General features: G+C 75.5%; 11 protein-coding genes. 5 read left to right on the top strand and 6 right to left on the bottom strand.

Translation table 11 applies throughout. The features are described 5' to 3' along the window. The first annotated feature begins 126 nt into the window (after positions 1 to 126). Genes ACZ5C2_RS30315 through ACZ5C2_RS30325 form a run of 3 tightly spaced genes read left to right on the top strand, consistent with a single transcriptional unit; the run spans position 127 to position 9,940 of the window. A complete protein-coding gene (locus ACZ5C2_RS30315) occupies positions 127 to 7,434 on the top strand; it encodes an amino acid adenylation domain-containing protein (RefSeq protein ID WP_468798507.1) in 7,308 nt (2,435 codons plus the stop codon). After that, positions 7,431 to 8,660, top strand: a complete 1,230-nt coding sequence (locus ACZ5C2_RS30320) for a cytochrome P450 (RefSeq protein WP_468798510.1) — start codon at positions 7,431 to 7,433, stop codon at positions 8,658 to 8,660. Before ACZ5C2_RS30315 ends, ACZ5C2_RS30320 begins: the two co-directional genes overlap by 4 nt. Positions 8,661 to 8,689: 29 nt before the next feature. Beyond that, positions 8,690 to 9,940 carry an MFS transporter gene (locus tag ACZ5C2_RS30325; protein WP_468798513.1) on the top strand — a complete coding sequence of 417 codons (1,251 nt, stop codon included), beginning with the start codon at positions 8,690 to 8,692 and terminating at the stop codon, positions 9,938 to 9,940. A 21-nt stretch (positions 9,941 to 9,961) separates the two neighbouring features. Here ACZ5C2_RS30325 and ACZ5C2_RS30330 read toward each other — a convergent pair whose 3' ends face one another. From ACZ5C2_RS30330 to ACZ5C2_RS30340, 3 genes are all read right to left on the bottom strand, one after another. Beyond that, on the bottom strand, positions 9,962 to 12,874 hold the full coding sequence (locus ACZ5C2_RS30330) for a helix-turn-helix transcriptional regulator (protein WP_468798516.1): 2,913 nt from the start codon (positions 12,872 to 12,874) through the stop codon (positions 9,962 to 9,964). A 209-nt stretch (positions 12,875 to 13,083) separates the two neighbouring features. Then, entirely contained in the window at positions 13,084 to 13,281 is a 198-nt protein-coding gene (locus tag ACZ5C2_RS30335; protein WP_468798519.1) for a hypothetical protein, read from the bottom strand. A 79-nt stretch (positions 13,282 to 13,360) separates the two neighbouring features. Then, positions 13,361 to 16,462 (bottom strand): type 2 lanthipeptide synthetase LanM family protein, encoded by a 3,102-nt coding sequence (locus ACZ5C2_RS30340; protein WP_468798522.1) that lies wholly within the window; start codon positions 16,460 to 16,462, stop codon positions 13,361 to 13,363. A gap of 522 nt (positions 16,463 to 16,984) precedes the next feature. Between ACZ5C2_RS30340 and ACZ5C2_RS30345 the strand changes: the two genes are divergently transcribed. Continuing rightward, the gene (locus ACZ5C2_RS30345; RefSeq protein ID WP_468798525.1) at positions 16,985 to 17,596 is read left to right on the top strand and encodes a LuxR C-terminal-related transcriptional regulator; all 612 of its coding nucleotides are present in this window, start codon (positions 16,985 to 16,987) and stop codon (positions 17,594 to 17,596) included. Then, on the top strand, positions 17,593 to 18,225 hold the full coding sequence (locus ACZ5C2_RS30350; protein ID WP_468798528.1) for a helix-turn-helix transcriptional regulator: 633 nt from the start codon (positions 17,593 to 17,595) through the stop codon (positions 18,223 to 18,225). The genes ACZ5C2_RS30345 and ACZ5C2_RS30350 overlap by 4 nt, the downstream gene beginning before the upstream one ends. Before the next feature lie 73 nt (positions 18,226 to 18,298). Here the strand turns inward: ACZ5C2_RS30350 and ACZ5C2_RS30355 are convergent, their stop codons facing one another. From ACZ5C2_RS30355 to ACZ5C2_RS30365, 3 genes are all read right to left on the bottom strand, one after another. Next, positions 18,299 to 19,039, bottom strand: coding sequence for a Type 1 glutamine amidotransferase-like domain-containing protein (locus ACZ5C2_RS30355; RefSeq protein ID WP_468798531.1), 741 nt, complete (start codon positions 19,037 to 19,039; stop codon positions 18,299 to 18,301). Between the two features lie 173 nt (positions 19,040 to 19,212). Then, on the bottom strand, positions 19,213 to 19,992 hold the full coding sequence (locus tag ACZ5C2_RS30360) for a 4'-phosphopantetheinyl transferase family protein (protein WP_468798534.1): 780 nt from the start codon (positions 19,990 to 19,992) through the stop codon (positions 19,213 to 19,215). Next, positions 19,985 to 20,236, bottom strand: a complete 252-nt coding sequence (locus ACZ5C2_RS30365; protein ID WP_468798537.1) for an MbtH family protein — start codon at positions 20,234 to 20,236, stop codon at positions 19,985 to 19,987. The genes ACZ5C2_RS30360 and ACZ5C2_RS30365 overlap by 8 nt, the downstream gene beginning before the upstream one ends. Between the last annotated feature and the right edge of the window lie 67 nt (positions 20,237 to 20,303).

The raw sequence follows: 20,303 nt of genomic DNA on the forward strand, positions 1-20,303 counted from the left end.
CACCCGGCCCCGGCCCCGGGTGCCCGCGTCCGCGGCCCCGCCGTCCCGGCGCGACCGCCGGGACGGCGGAGCACCGCGCACCTCCCCCGACTTTCTTTCTCTCCACAACCGAGATCGGAGCGCCCCATGACCACACCCGACGTGCGTCCCGGCCCCGTCACCACCGGCGGCACCCTCACCCCGGCCGCCCGGCGCCTGCTGGAGCAGCGGCTGCGCGGCCGGGCCGCCGCCCGGGACACCGGCCCGGTCCGGGTCCGGCCGCGCCCGGAGCGGATCCCGCTCTCCGCGGCCCAGCAGCGCCTGTACTTCCTGGACCGCATCGACCCCGGCGCGCCCACCTACCTGCTGCCCGCCGCCTGGCGCCTCACCGGCCCGCTGGACATACCGGCCCTCACCGCGGCCGTCGCCGACCTGGCCGCCCGGCACGAACAGCTGCGCGTGGTCTTCCCCGAGTACGAGGGCGTGCCCCACCAGCGGGTCCTGCCCGCGGGCGGCACGGTCCTGGACGTGACCGGAGTGACCGGGGAGGACGCGGAGGACCGCGAACGCCGGCTGGCCGCCGCCGTGCACGCCGCCGCCCTGCGCCCCTTCGACCTCGCCCGCGAGCCCGCCTTCCGCGCCACCCTCGTACGCGCGGCCGCCGACGACCACGTCCTCGTCCTGGGCATGCACCACATCGTCTCCGACGGCTGGTCCCTCGACCTCCTCGTCCGCGACCTGACCGAGCTGTACCGTGCCAGGACACGGGGACGCACCGCGGAGCTGCCCGAACTGCCCCTGGACTACACCGACTACGCGCTCTGGCAGCGCGAGAGCGACCAGTCCGCCGCCCTGGAGTACTGGCACACCCGCCTGGCCGGGCTCACCCCGCTGGAACTGCCGGCCGACCACCCCCGGCCTGAGGCCCCCTCCGGCCGGGGGGCCGTCCACCGCGTCACCCTGCCGCCCGCCCTCACCGACGAGCTCGCCGCTCTGGGCAGACGCACCGGCACCACCCCCTACATGACGGTGCTGGCCGCGTTCCAGGCCGCGCTCGCCTTCCACACCGGACAGCACGACGTCGCCGTCGGCACCGTCGTGGCCAACCGTGACCGCGCCGAGACCGAGCAACTCGTCGGCTTCTTCGTCAACACGCTCGTGCTGCGCGGCGACCTCGCCGACGACCCGACCCCGGCCGCGCTGCTCGCCCGTACCCGGGAGCGGGTCCTGGAAGCATTCCAGCACCAGTCCCTGCCGTTCGAGCGGGTCGTCGACGCGCTCAGCCCCGACCGCGACCTGGCCCGCAACCCGCTCGTGCAGGTGCTCTACACACAGTCCGGTGCCGCCGCGCCCGGCATCATCCTCGGCGGGGCGAGCGGAACGCCCTACCCGATCGGCCTGACGACCGCCAAGTTCGACCTCACCCTGGACCTGCGCGACGGCGAGGACCGCACCGAGCTGGCGTTCGTCTACCGGCCCGACCTCTTCGAGGAGGCCACGGTCGCCGCCCTGGCCCGCCACACCGTCACCCTGCTCGAGGCGTTCCGCGCCACCCCCGACACCCCGCTCAGTGGCATCGACCCGCTCACCCCCGCCGAGCGCGCGCACCTCCTCGGTGCGGACGGCCCCGCGGGCACCGGCGCCGCCGTCACCTCCGACCCGCGGACCGCGCCCGACCGGTTCGCCGCACACGCGGCCCGTACCCCGCACGCTGTCGCCGTCAGCGGATCCGGCCGCTCTCTGACGTACGCGCGGCTCGACGCCCGCGCCTCGGCGCTGGCCCGGCGGCTGCGCGCCGCCGGGGTGACCCGCGGCTCGCTCGTCGGCGTCTGCCTCGACCGCACCCCCGACCTGGCGGTCGCCCTGCTCGGCATCTGGCGGGCCGGCGCCGCCTACCTCCCGCTCGACCCCTCCCACCCGCGGGCCCGGCGCGCGTTCACCGTCACCGACGCCGGCATCGACTGGATCGTCACCGACACCCCCACACGCACCACCGTGGACGACCTGCCCGCCCAGCTCATGCTGCTCGACGACTCCGGCCAGGAACACGCCCCGGACGGCGACGGTGACGTGCGGCCGGCCCCCGACGACCTCGCCTACGTCATCTACACCTCCGGCTCCACCGGCCGGCCCAAGGGCGTGGAGGTCACCCACGCCAACCTGGCCTGGCTGCTCGCCGCCGCCGACCACCACTTCGACTTCGGCCCCGCCGACGTGTGGACGCTGATGCACTCGCCCGCCTTCGACTTCTCCGTGTGGGAACTGTGGGCGCCGCTCACCGGCGGCGGACGCGTCGTCGTGCTGGGCGCGGACGAGGTGCGCGACCCGGTGGCGGTGCACCGGGTGCTGCGCGAGGAGCACGTCACCGTCCTCAACCAGACCCCCGCCGCCTTCAAGGGCCTGCGCGCCCACCTCGAGGCCGCCGGCGACGCCTTCGACGACCTCGCGCTGCGCACGGTGATCTTCGGCGGCGACGCCTTCGACGTGCGCGACTACCGCGACTGGTTCACCACCCCCGGGCGCCGCCCCGCCCTGGTGAACATGTACGGCATCACCGAGACCTGCGTGCACGTCACGATCCACACCGTGACCGAGGACGACGTCCGCGGCACGGTCCGCTCACCGATCGGACGGCCGCTGGCCGGACAGCACGGATACGTCCTCGACCCCTGGGGCCGGCTCGTCCCGCCCGGCACCGCCGGCGAGCTGTACGTCTCCGGCGGCGGCGTCGCCCGTGGCTACCGCAACCGGCCCGAGCTGACCGCCGAGCGCTTCCTGGACGATCCCTTCGGCGAGCCCGGCGCCCGCATGTACCGCACCGGCGACCTGGTGCGCGTGCTGCCCGACGGACGGCTGGCCTACGTGGGCCGCGCCGACCACCAGGTGAAGATCCGCGGGTACCGGATCGAGCCCGGCGAGATCGAGACCGCGCTGCGCGCCCTGCCCGGCGTCCGTGACGTCGCCGTGGTGGCCCGCGCCGACGGCGGAACGGCCCGGCTGGTCGCGCACGTCGTCACGCCCGAGGCCCGCCCCCTCGACCCGCCCGCCCTGCGCGAGGGTCTGCGGCTGAGCCTGCCCGACTACATGGTCCCGGCCCTGTTCGTCCGCCACGAGCGGCTGCCGCTGACCGCCAACGGCAAGGTGGACCGCGCCGCGCTGACCGCCGTGGACGCCGGGGCTGCCGGACACCGCGCCCACGTGCCCGCCGAAGGACCCGTCGAGCGGACCCTGGCCGGGGTGTGGAGCCAGGTCCTCGGGACCGAACACATCGGCCGCACCGACAACTTCTTCGACCTCGGCGGCGACTCCATCCTCGCCCTGCGCCTGGTCGGCCTGGGCCGTCTCGCCGGACTGGCCTTCACCGTCGCCGACGTCTTCCGCGCCCGCACCCTTGCCGACCTGGCCGCGCTCGTCACCGACGCGGTCGACACCCCTGAGCCCGTGGCCCCGTTCTCCCAACTGGACCCCGCCGACGCCGGCCGGCTGCCCGACCACCTCGCCGACGCCTACCCGCTCACCATGCTCCAGGCGGGCATGCTGCACGAGATGCTCGCCGACCCCCGGCGCGGCGCCTACCACAACGTCACCGACCTGAAGATCACCGTCCCCGAGGGCTTCGACCTCGGCGCCTTCCAGGCCGCCGTGGACGCGGTGGTCGCCGGACACTCCATTCTGCGCACCTCCGTCGACCTCGTCTCCTACCGCGAGCCCCTCCAGCTCGTCCACCGCACCGCGCGCCTGCCCGTCGGCTACACCGACCTGCGCGGACTGCCGCGCGAGGAGCAGCGGGCGCGACTGCGCCGCTTCGTCGACGAGGAGTTCGACCGCCGCTTCGACCTGGCCGACGCGCCTCTGGTCCGCATCCACCTGCACCACATCACCGACCACGACCTGCGGCTCGTCCTCACCGACTGCCACGTCGTCCTGGACGGCTGGAGCCTGACCTCCGTCGTCGCCGACCTGCTCGCCCTGCACCGGGAGGCCGTCGCCCACCGCACCGCTCCGCAGCCGCCGAGCGCGCCGCCGTTCGCCGAGTACGTCGCCCTGGAACGCGCCGCGCTGGCGAGCGAGGAGTCACTGGCGTACTGGCGCGACCGGCTCGCCGAACTGCGGCCGGTCACCTTCCGCCGCCGTACCGACGCCGCCGCCGAGGACCACCCACCGGTCCACGAGGTCCGCCGCTCCTATGCCCACCTCGCCGAACGCATCGGCCGGCTCGCCAGGGAAGCGGGCGTGCCGCGCCGCACCGTGCTCCTCGCCGCCTTCCACCACACCATGAGCCTGTTCGCCGGCCGCGACGACGACGCGCTCGGCCACAGCATCGGCCTGGTCACCAACGGCCGCCCCGAACTGCCCGGCGCCGACAGGATGCGCGGGCTGTTCCTCAACACCGTTCCGTTCGGGGTGGCCCGCCCGCGCGGCACCTGGCTCGCTCATCTGCGGGAGGTGTTCCGGGCCGAGCAGGACATGCTGCCGCACCGCAGGGTCCCTCTGGTCCGCATCGCCGAACTCCGGCCCACCGAACCACGACTGACCGACGCCGTCTTCAACTACGTCAACTTCCACCGGCTTTCCCACGACTCCTGGGACGACTCCCTGGAGATCGCCCGCACCATGTTCCCGCTGCTGGTCAACGCCGGCGTCAACGCCTTCACCCTGGACGCCGACCCGGAGTACGTCGCCCCCGCCACCGCCGAGCAACTGGCCGACGTGTACTGCGCGCAGCTGGAGGCCATGACCGCCGGCCCCGACAGCCGCGTCGCCCGGCCCGCCCTCACCGGCGCGGCCCGCGCCACCGCCCTCGACGACTGGGCCCGCGGCCCCGTCCTCCCGTCCTCCCCGCTGCTCCTGCACGAGCACATCGCCGGCCACGCCGCCCGCACCCCGGACGCGCCCGCCGTCGAGCACCTCGGGCAGCGGCTCACGTATGCCGAACTGGACGAGCAGACCGAGCAGCTGGCACGCCGGCTGCGACGGCTGGGTGTGGGGCCCGAGACGGTGGTCGGCATCTGCGCCGAACGCGGCCCGGACCTCGTGCGCGCCGCTGTCGGCGTGCTGCGCTCCGGCGGCGCGTTCCTGCCGCTGGACCCCCAACACCCCACCGAGCGACTCGCGTTCATGGCGCGGGACAGCGGCATGCGGGTGCTGCTGACGCAGCGGCCGCTGGCCGGCGCGGTGCCGTTCGACGGGCCGGTCATCCACCTCGACGCCCCCGCCGAACACCAGGAGCCCGTTCCGGGCGGCCCGGAGGCCGACGCCGACACCCTCGCCTACATCATCTACACCTCGGGCTCCACCGGCACCCCCAAGGGCGTCGCCATCCCGCACCGCGGCCTGTCCAACATGCTCGAGGGCCAGCGCGACCTGGTGGACCCCACCCCCGGGGACCGCGTCCTGCAGTTCGCCTCCTTCGGCTTCGACGCCTCGATCCTGGAACTGACCTGGTCCCTCTCCAACGGCGGCTGCCTGGTCACCGCCCCCGCCGGCGACCTGCGCCCCGGCCCCGACCTCGCACGCACCCTGCGCGAGACACGCGTCACCGCCGCCATGCTGCCGCCCAGCGCGCTCGCCGTCCTCGGCGAGGACACCTTCCCCGGCCTGGAGGTGCTCCAGGTGGCCGGCGAGGCCTGCCCGGCCGAACTCGCCGACCTGTGGTCGCGCGGCCGGCGCTTCCAGAACGTCTACGGCCTCACCGAAACGTCCGTCTGGTCCCTCGCCGCCGAGCTCAAGCCCGGTCGGGGCCGTCCGCCCGTCGGCACCCCGATGCGCAACACCCGGGTCCACGTCCTCGACGACGACCTCCAGCCGGTCCCGGCAGAAGCCCCCGGCGAGATCTACCTCGGCGGCGACGCCGTCGGCCGCGGCTACCTGGGCCGGCCCGCCCTGACCGCCGCCACCTACGTCCCCGACCCGTACGGGGCCCCCGGCGACCGCCTGTGCCGCACCGGCGACCTCGGCACGCACCGGCCCGACGGCTCCGTGGAGTGGCTGGGCCGCCGCGACTCCCAGGTCAAACTGCGCGGATTCCGCATCGAGCTGGGGGAGATCGAGCACGCCCTGAGACAACTCCCGGACGTCCGGCAGGCGGTGGTCCTGCACCGCACCGACCTGCCCGGTGAACCGGCCCTCGTCGCCTACCTCGTCGTCTCCGGGGCACGACCGCCCGCCCCCGAGGAACTGCGCGGCGCCCTGCGGGCCTCCCTGCCCGGCTACATGGTGCCCGCACGGTTCGTCGTCCTCGACGAGATGCCCGTCAACCGCAGCGGCAAGACCGACAAGCGGGCGCTGCCCCTGCCGCCGGCCGAACTCGACCGCACGGACACCGAGTACACCGCCCCCTCCAGTGCCGCCGAGAAGATCCTCGCCGAGATCTGGCGTGAGGTCCTCGGCCTGTCCCGGATCGGCGTCCACGACGACTTCTTCCGCATCGGCGGCAGCTCCCTGTCCACCGTCCGCGTCTCCCTCATGGCCGCCGCGCGCGGCCTGCCGGTCTCCGTCGGGGACCTGATCGAGCACCCCACCCTCGCCCGGCTCGCCCGGCACGCCGTCCGCGCGGCGGGCGAGGGCCTGCCCACCGCCATCACCTCCGAAGTACGCCTGCGCGAGGGCACCGGGGAACCCCTGTGGTGCGTGCACCCCACCGGCGGCAGCGCCGCCTGGTTCGTCCCGCTCGCCCGCGCCCTTCCGCCCGGCCGCCCCGTGCACGCCTTCCAGGCGCGCGGCCTGCTCGGTGGCACCGACCCGAGCACGGTGACCGGCATCGCCGCCAACTACGTCGCCGAGATCACCGAACGCGGTGGCACAGGCCCGCACGCCCTGCTCGGCTGGTCCATGGGCGCCAACATCGCCCTGGAGATGGCCACCCAGCTCCATGCGGCCGGGCACACCGTCGCCCCGCTGGTCCTCATCGAGCCCTATCTGCCCAACACCGCCGCCCGCGACCGGCTCCTGGGTGTCACCCGGGACCTGCGCGACGCCCTGCGCATGCGCGACCGGCTGCGCGGACTGCCACCCTCACCGCAGCGCGACCGGGCCGGCGCCGAACTCACCGCCGCGCTGCTCGGCGCCGGCATGAGCCCGTCCGAGGCGGCCCTGGTCGAGGGCGCCCCGATCGAGGTGTGGCACTCGCTGCTCGCCGCCCTGGCCGCGTACGAGGTCCGCCCGTACCCCGGTCACGTGCACCTGGTGGTGGGCGGCGAGGCCGCCGGACTGCCACGCGGCCGCACCATGCCCGGCCTGGACGTCGACTACGACACCTACGTCGCACGCTGGCGCGAGGTGGCCGGTGGCGGACTCACGCTGCACATCAGCGACGGCGACCACATGTCGATGATGGCCGAGCCCCGGGTGCGCGGCATCGCCGGCCTGCTCACCGGCATCGGGGAAGCCGGCAGCGCCCGGGCCGCCGGGCCCGACGCCGGCACCGGGCGCACCGCGACGGGAGACACCCGATGACCACCCACGCCCCGCACCTCACCGAGCGATACCTGCTCTCCCCGGACATGATCGCCGACCCCTACGGCCACCTCGACGCCCTGCGCGACCAGGCCCCCGTCCACTGGAGCCCCCTGCACCACGCCTGGCTCGTCACCGGCTACGACCAGGTGATGCGCTGCCTGCGCGACCCCGCGGTCTCCGCCGACCGGGTACGGCCCCTGATGGACGCCGTCCCGCAGGGCGCCCGTGACGACGCCGAACGGGCCTTCACGATCCTCTCGCGCTGGATGGTCTTCAACGACCCGCCCCAGCACCGCAGGCTCCGCCAGGTCTTCCAGGAGGCGTTCGCCGCCCGTGCCGTGGCCCGCTACCGCGCCTTCACCGAGAAGGCGACCCGGGCCGTCCTCGCCCGCAAGGCCGCCCCCGGCCGCACCGGCGACCTCCTGGCCGACGTCGCCAAACCGCTGCCCGCCCTGGTGTTCGCCCGCTGGCTCGGCATCCCGCCCACCGACGGCCCCTCCTTCTGGTACTGGAACACCCGCGTCGCCGACCTCGTCCTCGGCACCGCCCAGGAGGAGAGCGAGTACCGGGCCTCCCTCCAGGCGCTGGTGAGCCTCGACGACTACCTCGGCGCCCTCGTCGCCCGGCGCCGCGCCGAACCGGGCGACGACCTGATCAGCCAGGTCCTCCGGGAGGGCCGGGTCGGCGACTCGGTGAGCGTCGAGGAGTTCACCGGGATGCTCACCCAGATGGCGTTCGCCGGCGGGGAGACCACCAGCAACCTCATCGCCAACACCGTCCTGGCCCTGCACACCCGCCCCGACCAGCTGGCCGCCGTCCGCGCCCAACCCGAGCTGGCCCAGGGGGCGGTGGAGGAGACCCTGCGCCTGGACGGCCCGTCCAAGATGTCCATCCGCACCGCCGCCCGCGACCTCGACCTGGACGGCCGCACCCTGCGGGCCGGGGACCGGATCTTCCTCGTCACCGCCGCCGCCAACCGCGACCCGGCACGCTTCCCCGACCCCGGCCGGTTCGACGTCCGCCGCTCCGGCGCCACCCACCTCGGCTTCGGCTTCGGCGCCCACTTCTGCATCGGCGCCGCCCTGGCCCGCCTGGTCGCCGTGACCGCCGTCCGCACGCTGGTGTGCGACCACCCCGGACTGACCCTCACCGACCCCGGCCGCCCGGCCTGGCAGCCCTCCCTGCTCAACAGGGGCCTCACCGCCCTGCCCGTCCGCTACTGACCGGACCCCGGTCCGACGAAAGGCTTCCCATGGCCACCACCCTCGCCGACGCCGGCCCACGCCTGTGGGCCCCCGTCCGGCACCGGTCCTTCCGGCTCCTGTGGACGGGACAGGCGCTGTCCCTGCTGGGCGACGGCTTCAGCGTCGTCGCGTTCTCCTGGATCACCCTCGGCCTGACCGGCTCCACCCTCACCCTCGGCTACGTCCTGGCCTTCCAGGCCGTCCCCCGCGCCCTGTTCACCCTGGTCGGCGGCAGCCTCGGCGACTCGATGTCCCCGCGCACCCTCATGGTCGCCTCCAGCTGGACGCGGGCCGCCCTGATGACGGCCGTCGGCGTCGCCGGGCTCACCGGCGACCTGACCGTGTGGATGCTGTGCGCCGCGGCCGCCGCCTTCGGCACCGTCGACGCCTTCTTCCAGCCCGCCCGCGTCTCCATCCTGCCCTCGGTCGTCGACGACGAACTGCTCACTCCGGCCAACGCGCTGATGGGAGCCGGCGCGCGGACCGCCGCCATCATCGGCCCCGCCATCGGCGGCCTGGTCATCGCGCTGACCCAGGCCCCGGTCGCCTTCCTCGTCGACGCCGCCTGCTTCGCCCTGTGCGGACTGTGCGTGACCCGCGTCCGCACCCGCCCCAGGAAGCCCCGCACCGACACGGACGGCACACCCGAGAAGCAGGCGTCCCTCGCCGCCCGCATCCGCGAGGGCATCACGTACACCGCCCGCGACCCGCGGCTGCGGACCGTCGTGGCCCTCGACACCGCCGTCAACTTCTGTTACGCCGGGCCCTTCACGGTCGGTTTCGTCACCCTCGCCGACCAGGTGCTGCGCGGCGGTTCGGCCACGCTCGGCGTACTCAACGGCTCCCTCGCCGCCGGAGCCGTGCTCGGTACGCTCGCCGGCGGCGCCCTCGGCGGGCGGCCCAGGGTCGGTCTGCTGGTGGCCGCCCTGGCCGGCTGGCTCGGCGCGGGCATGGCCGTCCTCGGTCTGGTGCACAGCACCCCGGTCGTCGTCGCGACCGTCCTCGCCATGGGCTTCGCCATCGGATTCCAGGGCGTGTTCGGACTGAGCTGGATCCAGCGGAACATCCCGCAGGACGTGCTCAGCCGTGTCGTCTCCGTCGACATGGTCCTCGGGTACGCCGTCGCCCCGCTGTCGCTGATCGTGTGCGGGGTGCTGGCCGGCAGGGACGTCTCCGCCCTGTTCGGGGTGGTGGCGGCGGTGCTCGCCGCGACCGGCCTGGCGGTCCTGGCGTCCAAGGCGGTGCGCGAGATGCGGTAACGACCCTACTGCGACCGGGGCTTACTCCCTCAGAGCGGCCGACCGCGCGCACAGGTCCGCGCGGTTGGCCGCTCCGGTCTTGGTGATCAGGCTCGCGATGTGCTTCTCCGCCGTGCGGGGCGAGATGAACAGCCGGTCGGCGATGTCCTTGTTGCTGAGCCGCTCCGCCAGCAGCCGGAACACGTCGAACTCCCGCACGGTCACGCCCTGGGCGCGCAGTTCCCCCGGGATCGAACGGGTGCCGGAGCGGTGCTGGTGCACCGGGGCGCCGAACCGGCGCAGCGCCGCCCGGCAGGCGCCCGTGACGGCCACGACGTCCCGCTCGTGGAAGTAGTGCTCGGCCTGCCGCAGCCAGCCCACCGCGTCGCCCCAGCCGTCCTCGTGAGCCGCGTCCGAGATCAGCCGCAGCCCCAGATGCCGGGCGAGCGGATACGGTTGTGCCGCGGCCAGCGCCGACTCCACCGCCGCCGCCGCGCGCGGCCCCGCACCCTCCCGGCCCAGCAGTACCGCGTCGGCGAGCAGCACGAACTGGCGGTTCCATCGCATCCGGGCCATCGCGGTGGCGGTCGTCTCCTCGTGCCGGGTCCGGTCCGCGTCACCGGCGAGCACGTCCAGCAGCAGGACCAGGCCGTGGGTGCCGCCGAGGTGGTAGGTGGAGGGGTTGTCGGCCTCCAGTGACTGCACCGCCCGCAGTTCGGCGCGCGCCAGGTCGCGGTCCTCCTCCAGCAGCGCGCAGAAGGCGCGGGCCAGGCCCAGGCTCAGCGGCTCCTCCTGCGAACCCGCGCCGTCCCACTCATTGAACGCCGCCAGGGACGCCTCCATCGCCGGCCGGTCCGCACGGTGCGCCTCCAGAGTGGCCCGCGCCATCAGCACGTACCGCACGACGGGTGCCAGACGCAGCCGCCGCGCCACCGACAGGCAGTCCGCCGCGGCCGACCGGGCGGCCCCGTGGTCGCCGCGCAGCACCGCGTCCAGGACGAGGATGCCGTCCACCGTGTGCACGATGTTCACCGAGCCGAGGCGCAGTGCCTCCTCGCGGGCCGCCAGCAGGCCGGAGGTGTCGCCCTCGGCGAGCCAGGAGTTGCCGCTCATACGGGTGGCCGCGTACATGCGCTGCAGGGGCAGCCGGTGCCGCTCGGCGGTCTCGAGGGCCTGACGGAGCATGTCGGCGGACTCCTCGGGGTCCCGCTCGCGGGCGACGGTGGCCAGCAGCTCCCGCGCCTGGCAGGCGACGACCGGCAGGCCGTGCCGCTCGGCGGTGTCGGCCGCGGAGCGGGCCAGCTTCTCCGCGTGCTGGGTGCGGTCCGGACCCGGGGTGTCCAGGGCGAGGTAGGCGGCCGTGACGTCGACGGCCGCGGCCGTCGCCTCGTCCGGTGCCCCCGCCAGAACCTCCCGGGCCCGGGCGACCTGCCGGTTGCCGTCGCTCCACCGGCCGGCCGTGTGGGCGACCTTGGCCAGCCGGGCGTGCAGCGTTGCCAGCCGTACGGCGTTCAGCCCGGCCCCGCCCAGCGCGTGCAGGTCCTCCGCCAGGTCGAAGGCGCGGACGAAGTCGCCGGCCTCCGCGAGCGCGGGCAGCAGGTCCTCCAGCACCGAGGCCCGGGCCTGCGGATCACCGGCCTCGGCCAGCAGCCCCTCGGCCCGGCTGAGCAGGGTCACCGCCGAGCCCAGGGCGCCCGCCGCCAGGGCCCGCCCGCCCGCGTCCGCGTAGAGGAGCCCCGCCTCCACCCGGTCCCCGGCCTCGCAGCGCAGCCCGGCCGCCAGCGCGCACCAGTCGCCCTCGAGGCCCGGGTGCAGCTCCTCGACGGCCCGCGCGCCGCGCCGTGCCAGCTCCGCGCGCTGCCCCGGCGTCATCTGGGTGAACAGGGCCTCGACGGTGGGGGAGTGGCGGAAGGAGTACCAGTCGGGGGCGGGCTCGTCGGGGATGACCAGCCGGGCGGCGACGCCCGCGTGCAGATGGCTCAGCAGGGTCCGGTCGTCGACGCCCGTCATGTGCTGCAGCACGGTGAGCGGAAAGCGCCGGCCCAGCACCGCGGCTGCCGACAGCAGCGTCAGACCCTGCGCGCCCAGCCGGTCGATGCGGCGCAGGATGCCCCGGGCCAGGGTGGAGGAGACGTCCCGCCGCAGATCGCCGACCGTGCGCCACCCGTCGGCGCCCTGTACCAGGGTGCCCGCCCCGATCATGGACTGCAGCAGTTCCTCGACCAGGTAAGGGCTGCCCGCGCTGTCCTCCCACAGTCGGTCGGGGACCGCCGGCGGCACCTCGTGGGGGCCGTTCACCCCCAGGTGCGCCGCCGTCATCTCCTCCACCTGGGGCCGGGTCAGCGGCGGGAGTTCGGCGAGGGTGGCGACGCCCCGTCGGCGGGCGGCCTGCGCCAGGTCCAGCGCGTCGCTGAAATCGGTCCGCACGGTGGCCAGTAGCAGCACCGGCGTGTACTCCAGGTTGTCCACCAGGTATTCGAGGACGCCGAGGGTCTCGGGGTCGGCGTCGTGCAGGTCCTCCAGCAGGAGCAACTGCCCCTGCCCGCGCCCCGCGGCCAGCAGCAGCCGCAGCACCGCCTCGCCCAGGATCACCATGGAGGTGCTCTCGCGCTCCCCGGTGTCCCACTCGGGTATCAGCCGCCCCAGGACCGGCCGGTACGGGCCGAGGGCCGTGTCGTCCAGGGGCTCGCCGCCGCGGAACAGCGGCATCAGCGCCTCGGTCAGCGGACGGAACGGCACCGCGGGGCCGGTGGTGCTGCTGCGGCCGCGCAGTACCCGCATCCCGGAGCCGAGCGCGCCGCCCACGGCCTCCGCCGCGAGCCGTGACTTGCCGACCCCGGCCTCACCGACCAGGAAGACGACACCGCCCCGTCCCTGTCGTGCCTCGGCCGAGGCACCCTCGAGAAGGCTGAGTTGGGGGTCCCGCCCGACGAGGGAAGGCGCATGGGAACGCATGAACGCAGATGATAATCAGGATGTCGGGATCTGGGGCAGACCGCATCGGCGCGGTCACCCGGCGTGAACCGCCCGTCCCGGCACGAATCGCCCCTTCGCCCGGGGCGGGAACGGGGGGTTCCTGGCGGACGGGGGGTCCGGCGGACGCACCGCGGCGCGGGCCCACCCGCCGGGCCCGCGCCCTCACGCGAGGTGACGACCGCGCCGGATCAGCTCGGCACGGAGACCGAGGTGTCCAGCGAGGTCAGTGTGATGACGATGCCGCTGGTCAGCACCATCCCGGCCAGCACCCGGGCGCGGGCGCAGGCCCGGTTGCGGCCGGCGAGCGTGATCCCGCCCGCCGCGTCCTGCTCCTCGGCGGCGGTCGCGGCGGAGTCGGCGACGGTGGTGCTCAGGTGCTGGTCCATGGGTGATCCCCTTCTGATCTGCGTACCGTGGGTACGGGGCCGGAGGTGGACGTGCCTAGTTTCTGCGGTGCCTCGCCGGTCAGCGGCCGGGATGGGACAGGAGCAGGACGGACGGGACGGTGCCGGGGTGTGCGAGACGCAGCAGCCCGTACCCGATACCGGACAGCCCGTCGAGCAGTCCGGGGGAGGGAACGTGGTCGGGGGTGGCACAGCGGTGGTTCTGTGCCTCGACGAGGGCGAGTGCCCGGCCGGCGTGCCGGGCGAGCGTTCCGGCGGCGGACGGATCTCCCCGTCCGGCGCGAACGGCCAGGGCCTCCAGCGCGCCGAGCGCGCCCTGCCCGAGGCTCAGGTCGGGGCGCACGTCCGGGGCCGCGGGCCCGGCGGGCGGCCCGCATACGGGGGACAGGTGGGCGGCGACGGCCGCCGTCCCGGCGTACCCGTGGGACCAGGACGCGTCCGCGGTGCCCCGCGGCGCGGTGTCCAGCAGCACCCGGGCGGCGGCCGTGTGCGCGGCGGCCTCCCGGGGGAGGCGGGCGGCGTACCGCAGCAGGGCCCACGCGATGCCCGCGGCACCGTCGGCGAAACCGGCGGGGAGGCCCTTCGCGGCGGAGACGGCCCCCGACGCCGGGACCCCCTCGGGGCCGGACACCGCGCCGAGCAACCGGTCGGCCAGGGTGGTCGCCAGCTGCAGCGCCGCCGGGTCCCCGGTCGCCTCGTGCACGGAGACGGCGGCGGTCAGGGCCCCGGCGATACCGCCGCCGAACCCCGGATCGGAGGAGGCGTCCGCAGCGTGCCTGAGAGCGGTGAGCGCGTCGGGCAAGCAGTCCGCCGGCTCCGGGCCGAGCAGTGCCGACAGCCGCAGCAGCGTGTACACGATGCCGCCGAGACCGTCGTAGGCGCCGGGTCCGGCCGCCGCGCTCAGTTCGGGATCGTCCGCCAGGGCCTTCAGCAGGGCGGGCAGCTGCCGGATCGCCTCCCGGGCGAGGACGGCGTACCGGCCCGCTCCGGTCAGCGCGTCCGTGTGCGCCAGGAAGAGCGCCACTCCGCAGTAGCCCTGCGCGAGTCCGGCGCCCATCGGCAGCACCGCCCAGTGCGCGCCGGACACCCGCTCCAGGCCGAGCCAGTTGGTCCGGCCACCGTTTCGCACCGCGCGGGCGGCGAGCTCGTCGGCGATCCCGCACGCGGCGGCGAGCAGCCGGGACGCGTCGGGCGTGACGGCCGGCACCGCCTCCACCGCCAGTTCGGACCGGGGCCGGTCCAGCGGTGATCCCGCTCCCCGTGCCGCGATCGTGGCCGTGATGATCCACTCCTGGTCGTGGCAGTCGACCTCGTCCATCCGGGCGATCTTCTCCCGCACCGAGGCCACGCCCGCCACCGGCAGCAGACCGGGCAGCCATGTGCCGTCGTCCGCCCTCACCGCGGTCCCGGACGGCCGGTGCGTGAACAGCGGGACGTCACCGCGCCACAGCGACGCCGTCTCGTGCTCGATCAGCCGCCGGCGCGCCTCGTCGTGCTCGGACTCCGTCCACAGCACCGCGAAGACCCCTTCCCGGGCGAGCGCGTCGCCCAGCAGCGACGGGTGGGCGGACTCCTCCAGGAGCGCCGCGTACAGCCGGGTGGCGCGGGCGACGAGCCGGGCGGGACGGTCCGCGCCGGACATCAAGGGGCCGTGCTCACGGAGTAGTTCATCCCCGTCGTTGGCGATTGCCGTGTACGCGGTACGGAATCCCTCCAGCAGCGCGGCCCTGTGGTCGGCACCCTCCAGGAGGAGGCCCGCGGGCAGCGGCTGGTTGTGGGCCGCAGGGCTGGGCAGCGGTCCGCGCACGGCCCGCATGGTGTCCAGGCCACTGTCCCGCCAGTGCAGGCCCTCGCTCGGGTAGGTGCCGTCGGCGGACCGGCCGAGCGCGGAGATGTCCAGGGCCCCGTGCTCGCCGATCAGCAGGTGCGGGAGCAGACAGGTGCGGTGCACGGAAGCGCGCAGCGCGTCCGCCGCCGGGTCGGCACCCGCCGTCATGGACTGCGCGAGCCCGGTGTGCAGCAGTGTCTCGGCGTCCACCAGGACCGGCTGGTCGCCGCAGGCGATGACGTTCTCGTAGTGCATGTCGGCGCCGTCCACCGCGTACAGCAGGGCCAGCAGTGCGCCCTGGCGCCGGTAGAAGGTGTCGGTCTCGGTCACCGACCGGCACCAGCGGTGCTCGACGAACTCCAGCCAGCCGTACGCCTCGCGGCGCAGACTGCGCGGGGTGCGCAGGTCCAGTCCGGGCACCTTGGCGTTGAGCCAGCCCACCAAGTCGTCGAGGAGGGCGTGCTGGCCGAGCGGACGCGGCTTGTAGACCAGCCGCTCGCCGGCGAAGTGCAGGACCGCGACGGACCGGTTGCCCTCGTGGGCGTCCCCGCGGCCGAGGTCCACCCCCGTGAGCGGTCCAAGGTCCCGTCCGCGGAGGAGCCCCGCCGTGAGGTCCTGCCGGTCGGCCGCGAAACGGGTCGCCAGCTCGGCGGTGGCCGCGGTCGCGTCCAGCGCGGTCTGCGCGAGCATCCGGGCCAGTACCGGGCGGGAGGTGAACAGCGCGCCGAGGCCCTGCCGGGTGCCGGTGGCGGCGGTGAAGGCGTCGAACCGTTCACGGGGGCCGGCGCCGGCCAGTCGCCCGGCGCGCCGCGCCGTGTCGAGTTCGTGGACCAGGGTCCGTGCCGCCTGGCGGACCAGCTGGTGTGTCAGCCGCCGCGCGAACGCCTCCCGCCACACGCCCTGTCCGGGACCCGCGGGCAGCAGCCCGGCCAGCCGCGCAGTGGCGGCGGCGACGAGCGGACGTACGACCGGGGCGAAGACGTCGGGCCCCTCGCCCTCTCGGCCGGCCGGCTCCGCCGGCTCCCGGGGGGCGTCCGCCAGGACGGCTTCGGCGTACCGTGCCCAGCCGGGCTTGGCGGCCCGGGCGGCCAGCCGCTCGGCGGGCTCGGCGGCCAGCGCCGCGGCCGTGGCCGGGGCGACGCCGAGGTGGGCCAGCCGGACGGCGAAGCCGTCGGCGTCCCCGACGGCCCACGGAGCGGGGCCGGCGGCGGCTTCGGCGGGCACCCCGGGGAGGCCGGGGGCGGCGAGCCGTTCCGCGAGGGACAGCGCCGGCGCCCACCAGGAGGGCGGGAGGCCGGCGTTCCGGGGAGTCGGGGGGCTGGCGGTCTCAGTCACGAGAAGAAGGTCGCAGACCCCCCGTTGCCGCCACATGGGTAGGCGTCCCCCATATTCTGCGCGGCCCCGCCGCACCCGTCGCGCCGGCCCGCCACCGGCCGGTGGAAGCAGCAGGTCAGCGGCTGGGGTACCGGGTCGGTGCATATGGGTAGCGGGACGCCGCGGGGAAGCGCGGTTCTGCGCGTTCGGCCCTTGTGCGAGCCCCCGTCGCGTGCCCGGCCCTCTCCGCTCCCGCTCCTCAGGGGGTACGGACCCCCAGGGCCCCCTCCCGCCCGCCCCGCACCGGCCCTCAGCCGCAGATCACCGCCGTCGCGCCGGCCGGCCACCGACCCCCGCGCGATCGGCGGCGAAGCCGTCCCGGGGAGCCGATACGGACGGAGGGCGGCCCCGCCCGCCGGAAAGGTGGGGACCGGTTACCGATGCCGGCGCACCCCCGCCCCCGGCACGGTGGTGCCCAGTCCCCACCGCAGCACCGACCCGGAGCGCGCACGACCGGGCGGACGAACTTCCTAGGAGTAGCAGATGGGAGCACCCGTAACCGTCGGCGTGGTCGCCCTCGACCCGGTACTGGAGGCCGGCACGCGCACCACCCTGCTGGCCTGCCCGGACCTGACCGTGTGTGAGCCCATGGACGCACGGGTCGCCGTCCTCACCGTGGACCGCCCCGGACCGGCCGAACTCGACATGGTGCGCGCCACCCGCGCCCTGCGGCACAGCCCCGCCGTCGTGCTGGTGGCGGGCGCCCTCGCCTCCGGCGACGCCCTGCACGCCCTCGCCGCCGGTGCCCGCGGCCTGCTGCCGCGCCGGGACGCCGACGCACCCCGCCTCGCCCACGCGGTGCTGGCCGCCTCCCGTGACGACTGCACCCTGCCGCCCCGTCTGCTCGAACAGCTCCTGGACCGCCCGGCCGACCCCCGGCACGCCGCAGGGGGCTGGACCGATGGCATGCTGTCCGACCGGGAACGCTCGGTGCTGCGGCTGCTCGCCGACGGCCACGAGACGGCCGAGATCGCCCAGCGGCTCGCCTACTCGCCGCGCACCGTGACCACCGTGGTCCACGACATCACCCAGAGGTTCCGGCTGCGCAACCGCGCCCACGCCGTCGCCTACGCGCTCCGGGCGGGCCTGCTGTGACCGCGACCCTGACCACCGCGCCGCCCGCGCCCGGTGCGGGCGCGACGCCCGCCCCCGTCGTCCTGCGCATCACGCCCGCGTCCGGCGCGGACCGTGTCCGCTGCGTGGCCCGCCGCGCGGGGCTGGCCTGCGCGCCGGAACACGGCGGGCCCGGAACCGTCACCGTCGTCACCACCACCGACGCCGCCCGGGTCCTGCGGGGGCGGCGGGACACCGGTCCCCTGGTCGTCGTGTGCGACACCGTCGGCCGGACGGACCTGCGGCTCGCGTTGCGGGCCGGGGCGGTCGTCCTGCGGGCCGCCGACCTCACCCAGGAGAGCCTGACCGCCGCGGTGCGCCGCGCGACCCATCCGCACCCGAGCATCCCCTACCCTGAGCTCTCCCACCTGCTGACCGGGGGGCGCCGTTCCGCGGACCCGGCCGACGGCGGCGCACGTCCCGCCCTGACCGCACGTCAGGCCTCGGTGCTGCGCCTCATGGCCGAGGGCCACGGCAACGCCGACATCGCCCTGCTGCTGCGGTGCTCCGAACACACCGTCAAGAACGTCATCTACGAGGTCATGGCCCGGCTGCAGGCACGCAACAGGGCCCACGCCGTCGCCCACGCCGTACGCCATGGCCTGGTGTGATCCGAAGACGCCCGATCCGGCCGCGGGCGCCCACCGGCCCTCGCGGCCGGCCGCCCGCGCCCCCCGGCGTCCGTCAGCCGGGAGGCGGGGGCAGCAGGCGCGGCTCGATCCGCTCCTCCACGGCCCGGTCGCCGTCCCGGAAGACCGTGTAGGCGCCCTTGTTCCGCTGCTCCGCCACCGCCTCGACCAGCTCGGTGCCGCGGTAGACCAGCCCCACACCGTCGTCGGTGCAGTGCGCCGCCGCGAAGACGCCCTCGGCGACCAGCCGGTGGGTCAGCGGCCGCCGGCCCGCATCGCTGTCGTAGTGCACCCCGTTGCCGTACGGCAGCAGCCCCAGCCCGTTGGTGACCGGCCGGAGTTCGGGGCCGAAGGAGTCCGTGGTGCCGCCCTCGTACCAGCAGAGGGAACCCGCGCTCACCCCGGCGAGCACCACCCCGGCGCGCCACGCGCGCCGCAGGATCTCGTCCAGCCCGTGCACCCGCCACACGGCGAGCAGGTTGGCCACCGAGCCGCCCATCACCCAGACCACGTCGTGGCCGAGGACCGTGCCCTCGACGTCCTCCACGTTCGGCATCGGGAAGAGGGGGAGTGGGGTGAGGTCGAAGCCCGCCACCCGGGCCGCCTCGCCCACCCGTGCCGTGACGTGTTCGGCGTCGCCCACCGCCGTGCCCAGGTACAGGATGCGGGGGCGTCTGCCGTGCACACCGGAGAGATCGACCGCGTGGTGGACCAGGGCGTCGAAGAGGACCCGGGTGCGCGCGCCGACGCGATGACCTCCGGAAGTGGCGACGATGGTCGGTTCCGGAGCGGTCACGCGGGTGATCGTAGCGCGCCGACTCCGCCGTATGGGTGGGTCATGGGTGAAGGCATCGCGCTCCGGGCCCCTGGGCCGGCGGACCGGGCGAGGACGGCCGGCGGGCAGACCCTGCGACACGACGGCGGGGACCGGTCACCGCACCGGTCCCCGCCGTCGGCGTCCGTTCGCCTTCAGGGCGCCCGCAGGGCCACCGCCGCCGCGTACCCCGCCGGCACCGGGACGTCCCACACGCGCCACCCCGCTGCTGGGGTGGCCGGCAGCGGCCCGGTACCCACGTAGTCCAGCGCCGGATCACGCACCAGACCCGTGCCCAGACCCTTCAGGTAGGCCTCCTTGCGCACCCAGGCACGGGTGAACGCGGCCGGACGCCCGTGCGCGGGCAGCAGTGCCAGTTCCTCCGCCTCCGCCGGGTGCAGCGCCGACTGGGCGCCGAGCACCGCCCGGTTCGTGGCCAGCCCTTCCACGTCGACGCCGACCGGAGCCGGGGCGACCGCCACCAGCACCAGGTCCCCGCTGTGCGACAGGGAGAAATGCACACCCGGTAGGCGCACGACCGGTCGCCCGTGCGGCCCGCCGCAGCCCGCGCACGGCTCCCGCGCCAGCGGCAGCGCTTCGGCGCGCACGCCGAGCAGCGCGCTCAGCACGTCACGCAGCGCCGCGTGCGCGACCACGTACGCGGCCCGGTCGCGCTCGTGCCGGAACGCCCGGGCCCGGTCACGTTCCTCCGCGTCCAGCAGCTCCCGCGCGTCCCGCAGGGTCCGCTCGTCCTGGGCCCCGACATGGGTCAGGTACAGCTCCAGCGGGCCGCGCAGGACCCGGGGGCCGGGCGCCTGCCTCCGCCGCCGCAGCCCGGACAGGTCCAGCACGGCCGGACACAGCAGCCCGGACGCGGTCGGCGGCGGGGCGTGCGCCGGCGGGTCCAGCAGCCGGGCCGCCCCTGGCTCAGACATCTGCCCCGGCCAGCCGGCGGCGCAGGCTGAGCGGGCGCATGTCCGTCCAGATCACGCCGATGTGCTCCAGGCACTCCTGCCGGCTGCCCCGCCTGCCCTCCGGGTGCCAGCCGGCGGGCACCTCGCGGTCCGCCCGCCAGATCGAGTACTGCTCCTCGTCGTTGCGCACCACGAGGTACACCTCGTCGGTGTCCGGACGGGTCTCGCCGGCGCCCGGGCCGGTCGTGGAGTCGGATTGCGTCATGGTGAACCTCCCGCAGGTGGTGGGGCCGGCCGCAGGTCGGGGCCGACGCCGACAGCGTGCCGGGCGC

This window comes from Streptomyces sp. NPDC031365, from assembly GCF_055569765.1.